The organism is Ligilactobacillus agilis DSM 20509 (genome assembly GCF_001436215.1).
Taxonomy (GTDB): Bacteria; Bacillota; Bacilli; order Lactobacillales; family Lactobacillaceae; genus Ligilactobacillus; species Ligilactobacillus agilis.
In genome coordinates this window covers 17,584-33,160 of sequence record NZ_AYYP01000024.1, presented here as the reverse complement: position 1 = coordinate 33,160, position 15,577 = coordinate 17,584, and the positions used below count along the sequence as shown (strand labels likewise).

The following is a 15,577-nucleotide window of genomic DNA, read 5'->3' as shown; positions in this document are numbered from 1 at the left end:
GTTTTCAACTGACCCTACACATTTGGTTTGTCTAAAACTTTGTTCAGTTTTCAAAGGTCTACTCATTAAATATTATCTTTACGACAACTATTTAAATTTAACAAAAAATTAAATGACTGTCAAGAAATATTTTTCTAACTTTGTTCGCTAACGCGTTAACGTCAAGCGATGTTTATACTATACCTTTTTATTTTTTTATCGTCAAGTAAGTTTTTACTACTATCAACAATAAATCCCATTCGTATTTTTCGTCATTTAATTCAATCTGTTACCCTTAACGGCTGGCAAGAATAACTCAAAATAATATAAAACGAATTATAGAATTAACAACTTGCTTTTAGTTCGATTTTTACCCAAACAAAAAAGAGTCAAAAAAATTTTTTGACTCTTTTTTAAGATAGAATTATTTAACTCTTGCCAAGAAATAGCGTTTCTTCCCCCGCCGAACAATTACAAATTTCCCATCAAAACTTTGGCTTGGGTCTAATTCATAATCTACATCTTGAACTCTTTGGCCATTGATATAAATCGCACCATTTTTAATATCTTCACGTGCTTGCCGTCTAGATGGTTCAATTTTGGTTACGTCTACTAACCATTCAACTAAATTAGTCTTAGCATTGGTTACTTCTACGGATGGCATGTTTTTGAAACCTTGTTCAATTTCGCTAGCCGTTAGGTCCTTAACATCACCAGTAAATAAGGCCGCAGAAATATGTTCAGCTTCCTTAACCGCTTCTTTTCCGTGAACGAATGCCACTACTTCTTGAGCCAACCGTCTTTGCGCTTCACGTTTTTCAGGCTGGGTCTTGACCTTTTCTTCTAAGGCAGCAATTTCTTCCTTAGATAAGAATGTAAAGTACTTCAAATACTTAATTACATCGCGGTCATCTTGGTTTAACCAGAATTGGTAGAATTCATATGGACTTGTCTTTTCTGGATCTAACCATACGGCTCCGCCAGCTGTCTTCCCAAACTTAGTCCCGTCAGCCTTTAGCATCAACGGAATAGTTAATGCATAAGCCTTGGCATCGCTACCTTCCATCTTGTGGATTAAATCAATCCCCGCAGTAATATTGCCCCATTGGTCAGCTCCACCAATTTGAAGTTGAACATCGTTTTCAGCCCAGAGGTGATGGAAGTCGATTGATTGTAAAATTTGGTATGTAAATTCCGTAAATGAAATTCCAACTTCCAAGCGACTAGCAACTACTTCCTTGTTAAGCATTGTGTTAACGTTAAATAACTTCCCGTAATCACGCAAGAAACCTAATAAATCAATCTTAGATAACCATTCCCGGTTATTAACAATGGTAATGTTATCCTTACCAAATAAATGCTTCATTTGCTTGGTAAGTGCTTCTTCGTTATGATGAACTTGTTCCATTGTTTGTAAAACCCGTTCTGATTTCTTACCTGATGGGTCACCGATTGAACCAGTACCACCACCGATGATGATATGGGCCCGGTGACCAGCTTCTTGGAATCTCTTTAGCATCATGAAGGGAATCAAGTGCCCAATGTGAAGGCTATCTCCAGTTGGATCAACCCCACAATAAATTCCTACCGACTTATCCTCTAATAACTTACGTAATCCTTCTTCGTCAGAAACTTGGTTAACGGCGCCCCGCCATTCTAACTCGTCTAAAATGTTTACCATTAAGATTCCTCCTTATACTAAAAAAGTCCCTAACGCACCCGTAAGTGCATTAGGGACGAAATTCTCCGCGTTACCACCCAGTTTGCTGTCAAAACAGCCAACTCTGTCATCAATATCGGAATGACCCGTTATTAGCTCCATAGTGTAATTCAGATAACTGGTTTGCCTTGGTTTACAGCTACCACCAAGTCTCTTAGCCAGGGACCATTATCCTACTGGGCTACTTCAACGCCTGTAATAACATTAATATATGCTATTACGCTAGGCTTGTCAACTATCGGCTACTAGCTTTTTTTGACAATCAGGGCAAAGTCCATAAACCTCATACTGACTGTTATATACTTGGTAACCAGTTGTTTGGGCCGCTTCTTTTTCTAACTCAGTAAAGGTGTCATTGTAGACGTCAACAATCTTATTGCAGTTAACACAGATGACATGATAATGAGGCCGTTCAAAGTAGTCGTAACGCATGTGTCCTTCACTATCCGGAGTAACCTCAATAATCAGCTTATTCTTCAAAAAAAGTTCCAGCGTATTATACACAGTTGCTAAGCTAACACTAAAGCCACTTTCTTGAACATGCTGGTGAATCATCTCAATGGATGGGTGAGCCTTTGAATTCATCAAGTATGCTAAAATAACTTGACGTTGGGGGGTATTTTTAATACTCCGCTCTTTCAAAGTTCGAGCTGCAGTTACTAACATTTCTTGATTTCTTAGCATAACGAGTCTCCTTCCTCTTAGCGCTTATAAATCTTTCTGGTTTATAATTTTTAAAAACTATCTTCTCACTTCCTATTATGACGCAAAAGATACTAAAAGTCCATTTAAAGAAAGAGATTAATTAGAACTAAAAATTGTTTGCAACTTTAATGTCAGTGCCTGTAAGTGCGCTAACATTCCCGAAGGCAAAAAATTTCCTAGTTGATTCAACCAGATTAACCGTATCTCAATTAGGAGTAAGCAAAAAGTAAAACCAAGTAAGAGGTATTCACCAATTCCCCCGGTACTATAAGTTAGCCATTTTCTGCCGGTCCGGATGCCTTTTTTACCTAACGGCCACAACCACTTGACCCCGTCTTTTGAAAAGCTGTCTTCAAGTAGGTGGAAGAGATAACCAGTACATAGCCAAAAAGGAAAATAACGCCCAGCAAAGTTAAAATAGCGCTGACTAATAAAGGCCACCATTACAAAAACTATCACTAGTCCCAAAAGTGAGTGCGTCCCCCCGCGGTGACCTAAGGTTTTATGGGTTACTCCACTGACCAAGCGATTGCGTTTTCCCAAAAAGGATGTAGGTTGATCAATGTCCGGTAATAAACAACCAACTAATAACGCCCCCACATTAAGTGCACTCAACTGTTGACTACTCACAATCAAAGGCAAGCCTAACGCTAGTGAGGTGGTAACATGTGTCTTATATTGCATAGATTTACCTTTCCTAAATATTTTTAAAAAGGGTAGCCTTTCATCGCATTCCTGCCATAAAATTCTACCCTAACATCGTTTATTTAATTTACATAACCGCTTTTATCTCTTGGACCATCGCCAATTCTTCATTAGTTGGTACCACTAAGGTAGTCACCTTAGCATCAGCAGGTGAAATAACTCCCTCGGTTAGTTTTTGATTCAAGTTAGCATCAATCACAATGCCTAAGCAGGCTAACTTTTGGGCAATCTTTTGTCTCAAAGCACGGTTGTTTTCACCAATACCACCGGCAAATACGAGTACATCTAAGCCACCCAATTCAGCATAAAAGCTCCCGACGTACTTAACCACCCGGTTAATGAAAATCTCTAAGGCCAACTCAGCTCGCTTATTACCAGCGGCAATAGCTTTATCAATATCCCGCATGTCGGCTGAAAGCCCAGAAAGCCCTAGCAAACCAGATTTACTGTTAAAGAGCTCTAAGACTTGCTTAGCATTTAAGTTCAATTCGGCCATCAAGAATGGAACTAAGGCTGGATCCAAGTCGCCTGCCCGGGTCCCCATCGTTAAGCCAGTTAACGGTGTAAAGCCCATTGAAGTATCATAAGCTTTGCCATCCTTCAAAGCGGCAACTGACGACCCACTCCCTAAGTGTAAAGTAATCATCTTCAAATCAGCCAAATCCTTACCTAATAAGGTGGCTGCCCGCTTAGAGATATAGGTGTGGCTAATACCGTGCTCCCCATACTTTCTTAAGCCATATTTTTCAGTCAATTCGTAAGGTAGACTGTAAATTGAATTAACTTCTGGCATATCCGTAAAGAACCGACTATCAAAAACTGCATACTGAGGCGTTTTGGGCATGACTGCTTGCATTAACTCAATGTACTTAGCTTCCATGGGATTATGCAAGGGAGCGTGACTGCTTAGTTGCTTAATTTGGTCTAACGCTTCTTCATCAACCAGGGTTGCTTGCTTAAAGGTATGTCCCCCAGCAACTACCCGGTGACCAACCGCTTTGATGTCGGCCAAACTAGTAATTTCTAATTCTTGTAACTTAGTAATAATTAATTGCGCAGCTTGCTCATAAGTTAAGTTAGGAATTGTTTCTTGCGCACTTTCTTTGCCATAACTAATCTCCCACTTAGCTTCTGGAGTTAACATTCTTTCAACTAACCCCTTAGCAACTACTGCTTCATTGTCGATTTCAAATAACTTCCATTTAACGGAAGAACTGCCGGCATTTAATAACAAAATTTTAGGCATCTTCTAACGCACCTCTACTTTCTTCGTTTCCTATTATAACTGATATTAGGCTAGATTTTCAGAAAATTTAGTTATTTTCTTTACGCTAGCTGCCTAAACTTTGCGGCTACTCTCCCTAACCACCAATTCAACCGGTAATTTAATTTTTTGCGCTGGCGCATCAGGTTGCTCGATTCGTTGTAACAAGGTTCTAAAAGCTACCTGTCCCATTTCAAATACCGGTTGGGCAATGGTCGTTAACGGTGGATTTACATACTCAGATAAATCAATATTATCGTAACCTACAATCGATAAATCAGCCGGCACCTCAAGGCCCCGCTCATTAAGGCCCCGGTAAAGTCCGATGGCCATTTCATCATTGACCGCAAAAACGGCACTGGCCTTAGTTTGTAAAACCTGCTCACTAGCCTGGTAGCCTCCAAGTTTACTCAAAGGCCCGGTAACGATTAAATCATCGGTCAATTCTAGTCCAGCTGACTGTAACTGGTCTTTATAACCTTGCAACCGTTGGGCTTGATTTACAGATGGTTTATCACAATAAAGCATCGCTATCCGCTTATGACCTAACTTAATTAGGTGCTCCACTGCTAACTTAGCTCCTAAATAATCATCCGTGCTGACCCGGTCTCCATCATCTAGGGGGTTTTGATCTATCAGCAGGTAAGGGACCCCGTTCGCCTTAAGAAAATGATCAATGGTATCCTTGTTAACCGCAGGGCTGGCAATAATTAGGCCGTCAACCGTTCTTTGGATTAACTGCTCTACGTATTGCCGCTCCAAATCAGGGTTACCATTGCCACTTAAAACAAGGGGAATAAAGTCACCACGTTGGGCCGCTACTTCAACCCCCCTAACAAAGGTTGCAAAAAAGGGGTTAGTGATATTAGGAATGATAATCCCAATTGTCTTAGCGGACCCCATTATTAAATTACGAGCATTAAAATCAGGTACATAACCTAATTCATCCCTAATTTTTCTAACCTTATCTTGCGTCGCCTGGCTAAACCGTTCTCCTTTACCATTTAGTATTTGCGAAACGGTGGTCACCGAAACCCCCGCCTTTTGCGCGACATCTATTATTCTCACTTTTCCCTTCATAACCTCTTAAACCAGCCTTATGTTTTTATTATTATAGCCTAAAAGCAACCAAGCCTTCAGTACTTTTCTAGCTAATGTTCAAAAAAATAAGACAGGCAAGAAAAACTGTTAGGCCTTTCTCCCTGTCTTACATCCCTCTTTTTAGCCTAGTCGACTAGCTTGCCAACCACTTCAAGCTTTTTCAATACTCTTTCTCCGTGAGGCGAATGTCCTAATCCAGCTGTAACGTCGTTACCCGCCTTGTTACCATGGTGGGCTCCATCTTTCCAAGCTGCAACATTAGTCACATCATACACGACCCCATCAACCGCAACATAAGCTTTGTTACCATTTTGACCATCGAATTGTGCTAGTTCAGCTTTTGTAAATGTCTTTTCTGCCATCATAATTCCTCCTCATTACCTTTATCTAAGAGTATTCTACCATGCTAGTTGACTGATACCTAATAAAAAGCCTTGCACTACTAAATTTTTTCGTCAGTAATATCGTCAAGGGTATCCTTAGAAGGAATAAAGAATAACTGCCCGGATAAAATCTTCGAGAAAGTTAGTAAGAAGTCAGATGTATCTAGCATTTGTTGCAACATCATTTTAGTTACCCGCCAATGACGTGCATAACCCATGAAGTAAGTCCCTGTTTTACCAGAAGCTGGGTCGGAGAAAGGCACGTTCATCCGAATAATCTTTTGCTCCTCACCGTCAATTTCAACTTTAGAACTGACATTATGGGCATTTTTAAACTTATCTTCGTCTTCTAATTCAATATCACTAAACTTTTCCCGACCCACGGCCTTTTCTTGGTCTTCTGTCTTCAATTTATTCCAAAAGTCCATGTTGTGTAACCACTTTTGGGCAAAGGCATAAGAACCATTTTCAAAAGTTGGGTCTTCGTCACCAATTAAGGCATAATCAGCAGCCTTCTCTACTTCTGGAGCTTCAGTTCCATCGATAAAGCCGATGATTGCCCGTCCTTCAAAGTATCTAAAACCCTTAGTCTCATCAACCACTTCTGTGACATCACGCAAGAAGCGCATAAATTGAGTTTGAGCTTCGTAAACAACGGCCTCGTTACTTGCACGAATATGGAAGAAAAGGTCACCTTCACTAGCTGGCATCTTATACTTAGGCCCCTTTAATTCGGTATAAGTTTCCAATTCCTTGGGCTTAGGGCCATTAGGAAACAGGTAATCCCAAGCCGCATTTGAAAAACCAAACGTCACCTTTAACCTTGATTCTGCCTGCGGATTAGAATCACGGATTTTCAAAGAACGAATAATCGCTTGATACCTATCACAAAATTCACGAATTACCTCTAATTCATGGGCTTGATCTTCACGCTTAAGTTTTAAAACCGTAAACTGAACGTGTTCACCAATATCTTTCCAAACATCTTGAGCCTTCTTAGGATCGATTGCCATAAGCTGATTCCTTCTTTCATCCTTTTATTACCTTGATTATATTATTTAACAGGCTTATTTGCAAGTTTTTTAGATTGATTCTAAACTACATTCCAAGTAGCTTTAACTAAAAGTTGTTCTCAATTTATTTACTTTTCCGTGGTCCTTTGCTAGAATGTAAGCGTTGATAATTACAAGCTGGGGTGCCCTGTGGCTGAGAAATACCCATGAACCTGATCTGGATTATACCAGCGTAGGAAGTCTTGTTTTAGCATTTCAGACGAAATAGCTAATACTAACGTACGTATCCAGGCCGGGAATTACTTTTCCGGTCTTTTTTCTTGTAATTGCGACAATTAAACTTATAAAGGGGTTGTTGCTTATGCAAACTACGAATCAAAAAAAGAAGGCTTGGTCCCTTCAAGATGTCATTTTACTTGCAATTATTGCTATTTTCTTTGGAATTATTTACCAATTATGGGGCTATACTTACTATGCCTTAGCTGCCACCCCCCTTAAGGTTTATGCTAACGATGCTACCCTAGGGGTTTGGATTATGGCGGGGCCCTTAGCTGCCATTCTCTTAAAAAAAGCCGGCGCCAGCGTCATTGGGGAAGTCCTTGCAGCTACCGTTGAAATGCTGCTTTTTTCTAGTTGGGGGGCGGCTAACTTGATTTCCGGTCTAATTCAAGGACTAGCTAGTGAACTGGGTTTTACCCTAACCGCCTATAAAAACTGGGGGGCACTTAGCTTGATCCTAGCTACAATCACCTCAACGATTGTTACTTTTGCCTGGGATTTATTTCAAAGTGGCTATGCTGCCTATAACTTCGCACTCCTTGTCAGCTTATTTATTATTCGCTTGCTTTCAATCGGCTTTTTTGCTGGCCTCCTCGTTTATTGGATTAAAGCACTTCTTAGTAAAAGTGGGTTGGTAAGATAATGACAGCTAGTTTAATCACTAACAACCTGAGTTTTGCTTACCAAGAAGACGGTCCGCTAATCATTGACAAGCTCGACTTTGAATTACAACCGGCCAGTTTTAACCTTCTAACGGGTCCATCTGGTTGTGGTAAGTCGACCTTCTTTAAGCTACTTGCGGGTCTATATCCGCAGTACGGAGGTAAGCTACTCAGTGGGCAAGTTCTATTGAATAATCAAGCGGTAGCAGCCATCGTGCCTTATGAACGTAGTCGCTACGTGAGCATGCTTTTTCAAGAGCCCAGCCGGCAATTTGCTTTGCCAACCGTCGCGAAGCAAATTACCTTTGCCTTGGAAAATATCCAGACTCCCCGCGACCAAATTGAACCTAAGTTGAATCAAGTTCTAACCAAGCTAAATTTAACCGCCCTAAAAGACCGGCCCCTTTTTCAACTTTCTGGAGGCGAACAACAGCGCCTGGCCTTGGCTACTACGCTAGCACTCGATAGTCAGATTATCCTACTGGATGAACCCTTCGCAAACGTAGATCCCCTGGGTAAACAAACCTTGTTAGCCGACCTCAAAAAATTGCAGCTAGAAGCAGGTAAGACAATTTTTATCACTGACCACGACACCAATGGGTATTACGGCTTAGTGGATAACCTTTACCGTTTTTCTAAAAGTGAACTAACCCCCCTACCGCTTAGTTCGCTAACAGAAAGACAGGAGCAGCCGTTAACCTATACTCCCCTCAATTCAGGCCAATTGACCTGGCAAGATGTAACCGTGACTGTCCAAAACCGCCAGCTCTTTAAGACCGATAGTTTCACCCTTCCTCAAGGGCAACTGGGACTTTTAAGTGGGCCCAACGGCGTTGGTAAATCCAGCTTTTTTAAGGCGCTCACTAAGCAGCTAGCCTTTAATGGCAGTATAGCCTACCGTAAACGGGACAGTCGTCGTTACAAAGCCAAGTCCTGGGCCAAAATTGTTGCCCTCGTTTTTCAAGACAGTGACAATCAATTTGTCCGCCTAACCGTTAGAGAAGAACTAGCCTTATCTAAAAAACACTCCCTGGCTAAAGGATACTGGACGGACGCCAAAATTACCCAGGCTCTCGAAGTCTTAGACCTAACGGCTTACCTAGATCATTCCTGCTACCAACTTTCGGGTGGACAAAAACGAAAATTGCAGGTCTTAAGCATGCTCATCATGGCTCAACCGGTGTTGTTGTTAGACGAGCCTTTAGCTAGCTTAGATACTAGTTCGGCTGACAAATTACTTACCTTAATCACTGAAACCTGTCAAAAATTAAAACTTAGCATCCTGCTAATCTCGCACCAGCGCTCGTGCTTACCAGGATACGTTACCTATGAACTAGTCCTCAACCAGGGGCGCCTAGCACTAAGGAGGGATTTTGATGCTTAATCCAGCTGGACTAACACTTTTAATCATTGGCCTTGGTCTTGAATTAGCCTTTATCAAGAGCGTCAGCTTAAACTGCCTTTTGGCTGGCTGCTGCCTCTTGTACTTACTTTGTTACCGGCGTGTCAAACTGACAACCATCGCCCTCTTATTACTAGTTACCTTTCCACTTGCCCTTGGTAGTTGGTGGTCTTTTTTAGCCTTTGGGCGGACAGATAACTGGCATAATGCTTGGATTTACGGTAGCCGCATCTACGCCTACCTCTTACTTGGAGCAAGTTTAACTTTAACCAACTCGGTGGAAGATATTCTCTTTAACCTCCACGTCCACCTTAAACTGCCGGCCACCTTTGTCTACGGATTACTGGCAGCCTTTAACCTCTTAACCAGTATCAAAAATCAGTTTGCTACTATTCGCTACTCGGCACAAATCCGGGGCCGCAACTACCATCTTTGGCAACCAGGACTTTACTTACGCATCATCCTGGTAGCACTTAAGTGGTCAGCCGATTTAGCCCAGGCCATGACTGCCCAAGGGTTTTCCGAGGGTTACCCCCGTACGCGCCCTAGCGCCAAACCCTTCCCAAAATGGCAGTTTTACTTTATCGGGCTTTGCTTAATTAGCTACGCCTGGGGTGGTATTAACGGTAGTTGGTGGTAAAAAAATAAACTGGGACATAAATGTTAAAGCCACTTAGCTTTTACATTTATGTCCCAGCTTTTTGTAGAAATTGTCATTATCGGCTAGATTGCAACTTATGGTACACAATCTATCTTTTGACTTTATCATACCGCAAAATCACCTAAAAAAGCAAAGAATTCGCTCACAGATCCTAGACTATAAAAATTCGTACTAACAGGTAGCCACTAACCAACAAGCACCCTACCCCCAAAAGCAAAATTAAAAAGCGCGTCAACCACGTATCTTTTTGTTTCATAGTAGTTGCCCCGTAGACCATTAGAAAACCTACTACAAATAAAAGCATGATGATTAACGTTTTTGAAAGCCGCACCGTCATCACCCCATTTTCTTGCTTGCATATCCCATATTATATAAGTAAAAAAAAGCCCTCGCAAGTCTTCACCTGCGCAGGGCTTGAAATTTAATGATAACTTTGTCTTCTACTAAGACTTTATCTTAGTACCAACCGTTTTGTAACCAGTGGTTCTTAGCAGCAGTCCATGAACCGTAACGTGATTGTACGTAGTTGTTAGCAACACGTTCTTGGTTAGCAGCTGATAAGTCGCCACCTAAGTATGACCGTGATAATTGGTACTTACCATAGTATTGGCCGTTAGCCGCGCTGTATGAACCACCTGATTCACGTGCAGCGATGAATTCACGAGCTGATGCTTCGTCTGCTGAAGCAGCTGCTGGGGCTGTGTATGTTTGTTGGCTTGTAGCTTGTTGTGCTGGGGCACTATCAACTTGTTGTTGAGCTGGTGCTTGTTGCACTGGTTGTGCTGGGGTTTGTTGCACTGGCGCTTGTGAAGAAACAGTAGCAGTTGCTGCTGGGGCTTCAGAACTTGCAGTTGTAGCTGCTTGACCATTAGTGTTAACCACTAATTCTTCACCAACGTAAATCAAGTTAACATTTTCTAATTGGTTTAAGTTTTGGATTTCTTCAACTGTAGTATTGTACTTATCAGCGATTTCTGAAACAGTGTCACCTACTTGAACAGTAACAGTATCAGCATTAGCTACAGCTGTAGTAGCTGCAAAGAAACCTGCGGCTGCTGTGGCTGACAATAATAATTTGTTTAACTTCATAAAATTTATTCACTCCTGTAAATTCTTCTGTATGTCTTCTAGTAACTCCTTCTCCTAACAGAGAAGTTCAATTCTCACAGCCCGTATCAACGAGCTAACAATAATTAGTATAAGGACGTTATGTAACAAGGGTATGCCAGTAATGTTACTAAATTCTGCTTTTTTGTAATATTTTCAGTTTGATGTAATACGAAGTAAAATAACTCAGCTTCATTTATAAGCCTTCCCCCCGCTGAAGCCCATTAAATTAGGCTTTATCCAAAAAATAGTTCATATGACAAAAAAGGCTTATATTTATAAATATTTTTTCTAATTTGAAGAAAAAAATATTTTTTTTGGCTAATTTCGCTTCAAAAATCACTTTTTTAAGGTAAAATCTCCCTTTATTAGCCTTTTTTGTAAAATTTCTGTTACCTAGTAATTTTTCTCTAAATTTGTTGGCACAAATATTTTTAGGGGTTATTGTTTTTATTGCTTACAATCTAATGTTATAATAGTAAAAGATATATAAAAGCTTTTTATATATCTGCAATTATTAATTAAAAGTGGGGCTTTTTTAATGCTTAAGGAGTTTAAAGAGTTTATTGCACGTGGTAACGTGCTTGATTTAGCTGTTGGGGTTATCATAGGTAGTGCCTTCACTGCCATCGTTAAAGCCTTAGTTGATTACATTATCAATCCTTTCCTCGGCCTATTCTTAGGTAGCATCGACTTTTCTGCCTTCGTTATTAAAGTCGGCAGTGCTTCATTCAAGGTTGGTAGCTTCTTAAACGCTGTTATCAACTTCTTAATTATTGCCTTTGTTGTCTTCTTAATTGTTGTTAAGGCCGTAAATGCTGCTATGCCTAAGAAAGAAGAAGAACCAGCCGAAGAAAAAGTTGATCCACAAGTTGAACTCTTATCAGAAATTAGAGACTTACTTAAAAAATAGTTTCTACCTATTATAAGAATACATAAAAAGGCACTTTTGAAAAGTGCCTTTTTATTTTACCAAGAAAACCTCATCGTTAATAAAATCGATGGCTTGGTGATGCTGATTCAATAGCCTAGGTTTTAGCAGGTTAGCTTCTTGCCAAAACTTGCTTGAGTTAGTTGCTCCGTTTCTTTCACCGATTACGATAAACTTACCGGACCAGTGCTTTGTTCTTAACCAGTTTAAGATTTCCCAATCAACCTGGCTTGTATCTGGCGCCCAGGCTAAGATGATGTAATTAGCCTTTAGTCCATACCTTTCTAAAGCTGAGATTGCATCCAACTGTTCCACCCTTTGCCAAGCTTGGGGGCTTTCGTTATCCTGTCCAGCCCAATCCAAGTTGTCGGTTGCAATTAACTCCGAAATACTGGCGCTCAAGACACCGTTACCCGCCATTAGTTCTAAACCAAGACCAGATCCGACATACTCTTTTAAATCCGCCACCCATTCTTGTGAAAAAATATGCCAAATTCCAAAGTCCTCGATGACAACCTGGCGCAAATTTAGTAACTCGTCTTCTAAGACCATCAATTCTGGATGGTTAAACAACTCCTCTTCACTAAATAATAGTTTGGTCTTAACCTCTTGCGGTAACTGTTGCCGCTGATAGGCCCCAATTATCTGCCTGGCTTGAGCAATCCTTTCCAAACCGCACTGCAGGTTAGCCATTTTTATTTGGTAGCTTGTCAGTTTTTTTAGGTAATCTTCGCTTCGCATTAGATCTTCCCTTTCAAATTACATTGCATCTTCAACCTCAAACAAGTACAATTTTAGTAGAAATACTATTTCTAGGGGGTAATTTCTATCAAACATTCAAGGAGAAAAAAGCATCACTCACAGTTGTTCAAGTATATTGGCGGTATCCTTTTGGCCATCCTAATCCTAATAGGAGGCGCCTATTATTACCACGTTAGCGCTCAGGCCAAGGAAGTCAAAAAGGAAACAGCTTTTATTAATAACGCCCAACGAACTTTTATCAACAGCAAAACTTTTGCTGATAAGCTAGCGGGCTATCAAAATATTAAAAGTCGTTACGCCTATTATAAGGCTAACGGCAAGAACAACCAAGAGGTGCTTTCAAAATACCAACAAATTCTAGCTCAGGATCAACATTACTTTACGGATAAGCTAGATAAGTTACTTAAGGCAAATACCTTTAGTGATGCCCAACTTAGCGAACTCTCTAAAACGGATGTGAAAAAAGCTAAAGCCGATTTAAAAGCGGCCCAAAAATACTTGGCTAAAATTAGCCCAATCTACTCCAAAAATGAGCTAAAGGACAAGCAAGCACAGATTGATGACTTACTCAATAAGCTAGACCAGCCGGTTAAGAAGAAACACCATAAAAAGAAGAAAAAGAAAAAAGCACAAGCTAGCTCTTCTAGCTCCGTTGTTTCTTCTTCTACCTCCAGCGAAGAAGCAAGTTCTAGCAGTGTTGCTAGCACCGATTCAAGTGCAACTACAACAACTGATAGTACCACTTCGCAAACTACTACTTACCAAGCACCAAGTAATAATAACTATAGTAATACTACTACTCAAAGCTATGGCAACTACGGTAACTATGGTAACTACGGCGGTGGTAACTCAAACAACACTAATACTAACGGCAGTGGAAATACTGGTAATAGCGCTGGTAGTGACACTACTAGTCAAGACCAAACACCAAGTGCTGATACCACCCAAACCTCTGATCCTAGTTCAATTGAATCACCAGATGGTGAATAGTTAATACTCACAGCGTTACGCCCCCTTTTTGGGTTGGCGTAACGCTTTTTTGTAAAAAAATAAGCAGGTCAACTTAGTCAACCTGCTCATAAGTGGACTTACCACGCAATAATTTTACAGTTAGCAAACTCATATAAGCCTAAATCGCTTAGCTCCCGCCCGTAACCAGAGTTTTTCACCCCGCCAAAAGGTAATTCTGGGTGACTTGTAGCCGGCTGGTTAATGAAGACTTGGCCTGTGGATAACTTTTGAGCTAGCTCATCGGCATGAACCTTATCCTGTGAATAAACTGCCCCAGCCAAGCCATATTGTGACTCGTTAGCGATTGTTACCATCTCTGCTTCATCTTGGGCTTGATAAATTTGAAAGACCGGCCCAAAGAATTCTTGGTCATACATCGGGTTATCAGGCGTTAGCCCCCTTAACACTACCGGCTTAAAGAAATATCCAGCCATCTCTGCGACCGGTCCCCCTTCAACTAGGACTTGGGCACCGTTTTCGCAGGCTGCTGTAACCTGCTTGGTTAAGTTCGTTAAGGCCACTTCGCTTGCTAAGGGTGCTAGTGTCGTTGCTTCATCCAGTGGATTTCCCAACTTTAATTGCGCTAACTCTTTCTTTAAGAGGTCACAAAATTCTGTAGCAATTTCCTTAGCTAAAATTAGCCGCTTAGGGGCAGTGCAAACCTGACCGCTATTACGTAAACGCGCCCTGGCCGCATCGTGGGCAGCCTTTTTAACATCAGCGTCTGCTAAGACTAGGAAGGCGTCGTTACCACCTAGCTCTAAGCTTGATTTAACCAAGTTAGCTGCTGCCTTACCTGCAAGCATTTTTCCAACTTGACTAGAGCCAGTCACAGCTAGGCCACTGACCCGGCGGTCGGCTAATAAGTTATCCACCTGTTGATAACTTAAAAATAAGTTTTTGAATGCACCTGTGCCTAAGTCCGCCTCCACAGCTAGTTCCTCTAAAGCCTGTGCACAAGTTGCCACTTGGCCGGCATGCTTTAAAATCACTGGGTTACCCAAAAGGTAGTTAGGAGCTAAGACCCTAATTACTTGCGAATGAGGAAAATTCCATGGTTCAACCGCCAAGACAATTCCACTGGCCTCATAGTGCAAAAAGGCCTCTTGTCTTGCTCCATACAGGTAGGGTTTAGCCCTCAGCATTTGCGGTCCCCGAGCTGCGTAGTAGCGGAGAATTTCTAGACACAAGTCTACTTCACTGCGAGCTTGCCCAATCAGTTTTCCCATACTTAGACTGGCTGTTTTTGCCAACTGTTCTTTTCTTTCTTCCATTAAATCGGCTAATTTTAAAAGCTTTTGAGCCCGCTTTTCAACCGGCTGCCCCTTAGTAGCTAGATAGTAGGCCTGGGCCCGCTGCAAAGCCTGGTCAACCTCAGCTTGACTAGCAACTTCATAACTCGCAATAACTTCTTTTGTATATGGATTTGTGACTGTATAAGCCATCATCATTCACCTTATTTCCTTTGTGTTTTAACCAACGTGTTACTTTTAACTTAAAATCTTAAATCCCGCCTCAGTCCAATCAACTTCCAGTAGGTGCGTTTGGATACGGCTAATTTTAATTCTACCTGTATGTTGCATTTGACTAATTAAAAAGTCAATTTTTTCAGGCGCCCCTTGCACGGCCATTTCAACTTGACCGTTAGGCAAGTTTTTGACCCACCCGCTCAAGAATAAGCGGTCGGCTAATAATTTAGCCTGGTACCTAAAACCTACCCCTTGAACTATCCCCGTAAACAAAATCCTTCTCCGCTCGGGCGCAGTTTCCTTAAAGTCGGGGATAGGCACTGTGGTTACACTCGAGTGCAAGTAAATCTTTTGTAACTTCTTAACTAGGCTTTCAAACATCAAATCCCCCCTCATTTTTATCTATCTTACCGCATTTCTTGG

Annotated in this window: 17 protein-coding genes, 1 riboswitch and 1 other annotated feature; of the genes, 5 read left to right on the top strand and 12 right to left on the bottom strand. The window is 41.2% G+C overall.

What is annotated here, in order from left to right:
- Nucleotides 1-403 precede the first annotated feature (403 nt).
- The 7 genes from tyrS to FC14_RS03890 all read right to left on the bottom strand — a co-directional run bounded on the left by tyrS (nt 404) and on the right by FC14_RS03890 (nt 6,870).
- Entirely contained in the window at nt 404-1,660 is a 1,257-nt protein-coding gene (tyrS, locus tag FC14_RS03920) for a tyrosine--tRNA ligase (RefSeq protein WP_056976560.1), read from the bottom strand.
- Nucleotides 1,661-1,708: 48 nt separating this feature from the next.
- Nucleotides 1,709-1,898: a binding site (T-box leader), on the bottom strand.
- Between the two features lie 32 nt (nt 1,899-1,930).
- Nucleotides 1,931-2,383: a Fur family transcriptional regulator gene (locus tag FC14_RS03915; protein WP_056976559.1), complete on the bottom strand. Its 453-nt coding sequence runs from the start codon at nt 2,381-2,383 to the stop codon at nt 1,931-1,933.
- A gap of 117 nt (nt 2,384-2,500) precedes the next feature.
- Nucleotides 2,501-3,088 carry a metal-dependent hydrolase gene (locus FC14_RS03910; RefSeq protein ID WP_056976558.1) on the bottom strand — a complete coding sequence of 196 codons (588 nt, stop codon included), beginning with the start codon at nt 3,086-3,088 and terminating at the stop codon, nt 2,501-2,503.
- 88 nt (nt 3,089-3,176) lie between these two features.
- Complete coding sequence (locus FC14_RS03905) at nt 3,177-4,355, bottom strand: acetate/propionate family kinase (protein WP_056976557.1); 1,179 nt, start codon at nt 4,353-4,355, stop codon at nt 3,177-3,179.
- 93 nt (nt 4,356-4,448) lie between these two features.
- Entirely contained in the window at nt 4,449-5,453 is a 1,005-nt protein-coding gene (gene rbsR / locus FC14_RS03900) for a ribose utilization transcriptional repressor RbsR (protein ID WP_056976556.1), read from the bottom strand.
- Between the two features lie 146 nt (nt 5,454-5,599).
- Entirely contained in the window at nt 5,600-5,836 is a 237-nt protein-coding gene (locus FC14_RS03895) for a cytochrome b5 domain-containing protein (RefSeq protein WP_050610733.1), read from the bottom strand.
- Between the two features lie 80 nt (nt 5,837-5,916).
- A complete protein-coding gene (locus FC14_RS03890; protein WP_056976555.1) occupies nt 5,917-6,870 on the bottom strand; it encodes a Dyp-type peroxidase in 954 nt (317 codons plus the stop codon).
- Between the two features lie 168 nt (nt 6,871-7,038).
- A riboswitch (TPP riboswitch) is annotated at nt 7,039-7,127 on the top strand.
- A 104-nt stretch (nt 7,128-7,231) separates the two neighbouring features.
- Between FC14_RS03890 and FC14_RS03885 the strand changes: the two genes are divergently transcribed.
- Genes FC14_RS03885 through FC14_RS03875 form a run of 3 tightly spaced genes read left to right on the top strand, consistent with a single transcriptional unit; the run spans nt 7,232 to nt 9,853 of the window.
- Nucleotides 7,232-7,792, top strand: a complete 561-nt coding sequence (locus FC14_RS03885; protein WP_056976554.1) for an ECF transporter S component — start codon at nt 7,232-7,234, stop codon at nt 7,790-7,792.
- Entirely contained in the window at nt 7,792-9,195 is a 1,404-nt protein-coding gene (locus FC14_RS03880; RefSeq protein ID WP_056976553.1) for an ABC transporter ATP-binding protein, read from the top strand. The genes FC14_RS03885 and FC14_RS03880 overlap by 1 nt, the downstream gene beginning before the upstream one ends.
- Entirely contained in the window at nt 9,188-9,853 is a 666-nt protein-coding gene (locus FC14_RS03875) for an energy-coupling factor transporter transmembrane component T (RefSeq protein ID WP_056976552.1), read from the top strand. The genes FC14_RS03880 and FC14_RS03875 overlap by 8 nt, the downstream gene beginning before the upstream one ends.
- Nucleotides 9,854-10,025: 172 nt before the next feature.
- On the opposite strand, the gene FC14_RS03870 is transcribed toward FC14_RS03875, so the two are convergent.
- Complete coding sequence (locus FC14_RS03870; protein ID WP_050610728.1) at nt 10,026-10,205, bottom strand: hypothetical protein; 180 nt, start codon at nt 10,203-10,205, stop codon at nt 10,026-10,028.
- Between the two features lie 125 nt (nt 10,206-10,330).
- Nucleotides 10,331-10,963, bottom strand: a complete 633-nt coding sequence (gene apf / locus FC14_RS03865; protein ID WP_056976551.1) for an aggregation-promoting factor — start codon at nt 10,961-10,963, stop codon at nt 10,331-10,333.
- 559 nt (nt 10,964-11,522) lie between these two features.
- Here apf and mscL point away from each other — a divergent pair.
- Nucleotides 11,523-11,894, top strand: coding sequence for a large-conductance mechanosensitive channel protein MscL (mscL, locus tag FC14_RS03860; protein WP_056976550.1), 372 nt, complete (start codon nt 11,523-11,525; stop codon nt 11,892-11,894).
- Between the two features lie 51 nt (nt 11,895-11,945).
- Here mscL and FC14_RS03855 read toward each other — a convergent pair whose 3' ends face one another.
- The gene (locus FC14_RS03855; RefSeq protein WP_056976549.1) at nt 11,946-12,653 is read right to left on the bottom strand and encodes a hypothetical protein; all 708 of its coding nucleotides are present in this window, start codon (nt 12,651-12,653) and stop codon (nt 11,946-11,948) included.
- A 123-nt stretch (nt 12,654-12,776) separates the two neighbouring features.
- Here FC14_RS03855 and FC14_RS03850 point away from each other — a divergent pair, with 123 nt between their 5' ends.
- On the top strand, nt 12,777-13,664 hold the full coding sequence (locus FC14_RS03850) for a hypothetical protein (RefSeq protein WP_056976548.1): 888 nt from the start codon (nt 12,777-12,779) through the stop codon (nt 13,662-13,664).
- Nucleotides 13,665-13,762: 98 nt separating this feature from the next.
- Here FC14_RS03850 and FC14_RS03845 read toward each other — a convergent pair whose 3' ends face one another.
- Together FC14_RS03845 and FC14_RS03840 are read right to left on the bottom strand one after the other, a co-directional pair.
- A complete protein-coding gene (locus FC14_RS03845; RefSeq protein WP_056976547.1) occupies nt 13,763-15,130 on the bottom strand; it encodes an aldehyde dehydrogenase family protein in 1,368 nt (455 codons plus the stop codon).
- A gap of 45 nt (nt 15,131-15,175) precedes the next feature.
- Entirely contained in the window at nt 15,176-15,535 is a 360-nt protein-coding gene (locus FC14_RS03840; protein ID WP_056976546.1) for an acylphosphatase, read from the bottom strand.
- Nucleotides 15,536-15,577: the final 42 nt, after the last annotated feature.

What these genes read in the sequence shown, in the direction of transcription:
- tyrS (WP_056976560.1), bottom strand. Translation starts at nt 1,660, where the DNA reads ATGGTAAACATTTTAGACGAGTTAGAATGGCGGGGCGCCGTTAACCAA.
- FC14_RS03915 (WP_056976559.1), bottom strand. Translation starts at nt 2,383, where the DNA reads ATGCTAAGAAATCAAGAAATGTTAGTAACTGCAGCTCGAACTTTGAAA.
- FC14_RS03910 (WP_056976558.1), bottom strand. Translation starts at nt 3,088, where the DNA reads ATGCAATATAAGACACATGTTACCACCTCACTAGCGTTAGGCTTGCCT.
- FC14_RS03905 (WP_056976557.1), bottom strand. Translation starts at nt 4,355, where the DNA reads ATGCCTAAAATTTTGTTATTAAATGCCGGCAGTTCTTCCGTTAAATGG.
- rbsR (WP_056976556.1), bottom strand. Translation starts at nt 5,453, where the DNA reads ATGAAGGGAAAAGTGAGAATAATAGATGTCGCGCAAAAGGCGGGGGTT.
- FC14_RS03895 (WP_050610733.1), bottom strand. Translation starts at nt 5,836, where the DNA reads ATGGCAGAAAAGACATTTACAAAAGCTGAACTAGCACAATTCGATGGT.
- FC14_RS03890 (WP_056976555.1), bottom strand. Translation starts at nt 6,870, where the DNA reads ATGGCAATCGATCCTAAGAAGGCTCAAGATGTTTGGAAAGATATTGGT.
- FC14_RS03885 (WP_056976554.1), top strand. Translation starts at nt 7,232, where the DNA reads ATGCAAACTACGAATCAAAAAAAGAAGGCTTGGTCCCTTCAAGATGTC.
- FC14_RS03880 (WP_056976553.1), top strand. Translation starts at nt 7,792, where the DNA reads ATGACAGCTAGTTTAATCACTAACAACCTGAGTTTTGCTTACCAAGAA.
- FC14_RS03875 (WP_056976552.1), top strand. Translation starts at nt 9,188, where the DNA reads ATGCTTAATCCAGCTGGACTAACACTTTTAATCATTGGCCTTGGTCTT.
- apf (WP_056976551.1), bottom strand. Translation starts at nt 10,963, where the DNA reads ATGAAGTTAAACAAATTATTATTGTCAGCCACAGCAGCCGCAGGTTTC.
- mscL (WP_056976550.1), top strand. Translation starts at nt 11,523, where the DNA reads ATGCTTAAGGAGTTTAAAGAGTTTATTGCACGTGGTAACGTGCTTGAT.
- FC14_RS03855 (WP_056976549.1), bottom strand. Translation starts at nt 12,653, where the DNA reads ATGCGAAGCGAAGATTACCTAAAAAAACTGACAAGCTACCAAATAAAA.
- FC14_RS03845 (WP_056976547.1), bottom strand. Translation starts at nt 15,130, where the DNA reads ATGGCTTATACAGTCACAAATCCATATACAAAAGAAGTTATTGCGAGT.
- FC14_RS03840 (WP_056976546.1), bottom strand. Translation starts at nt 15,535, where the DNA reads ATGTTTGAAAGCCTAGTTAAGAAGTTACAAAAGATTTACTTGCACTCG.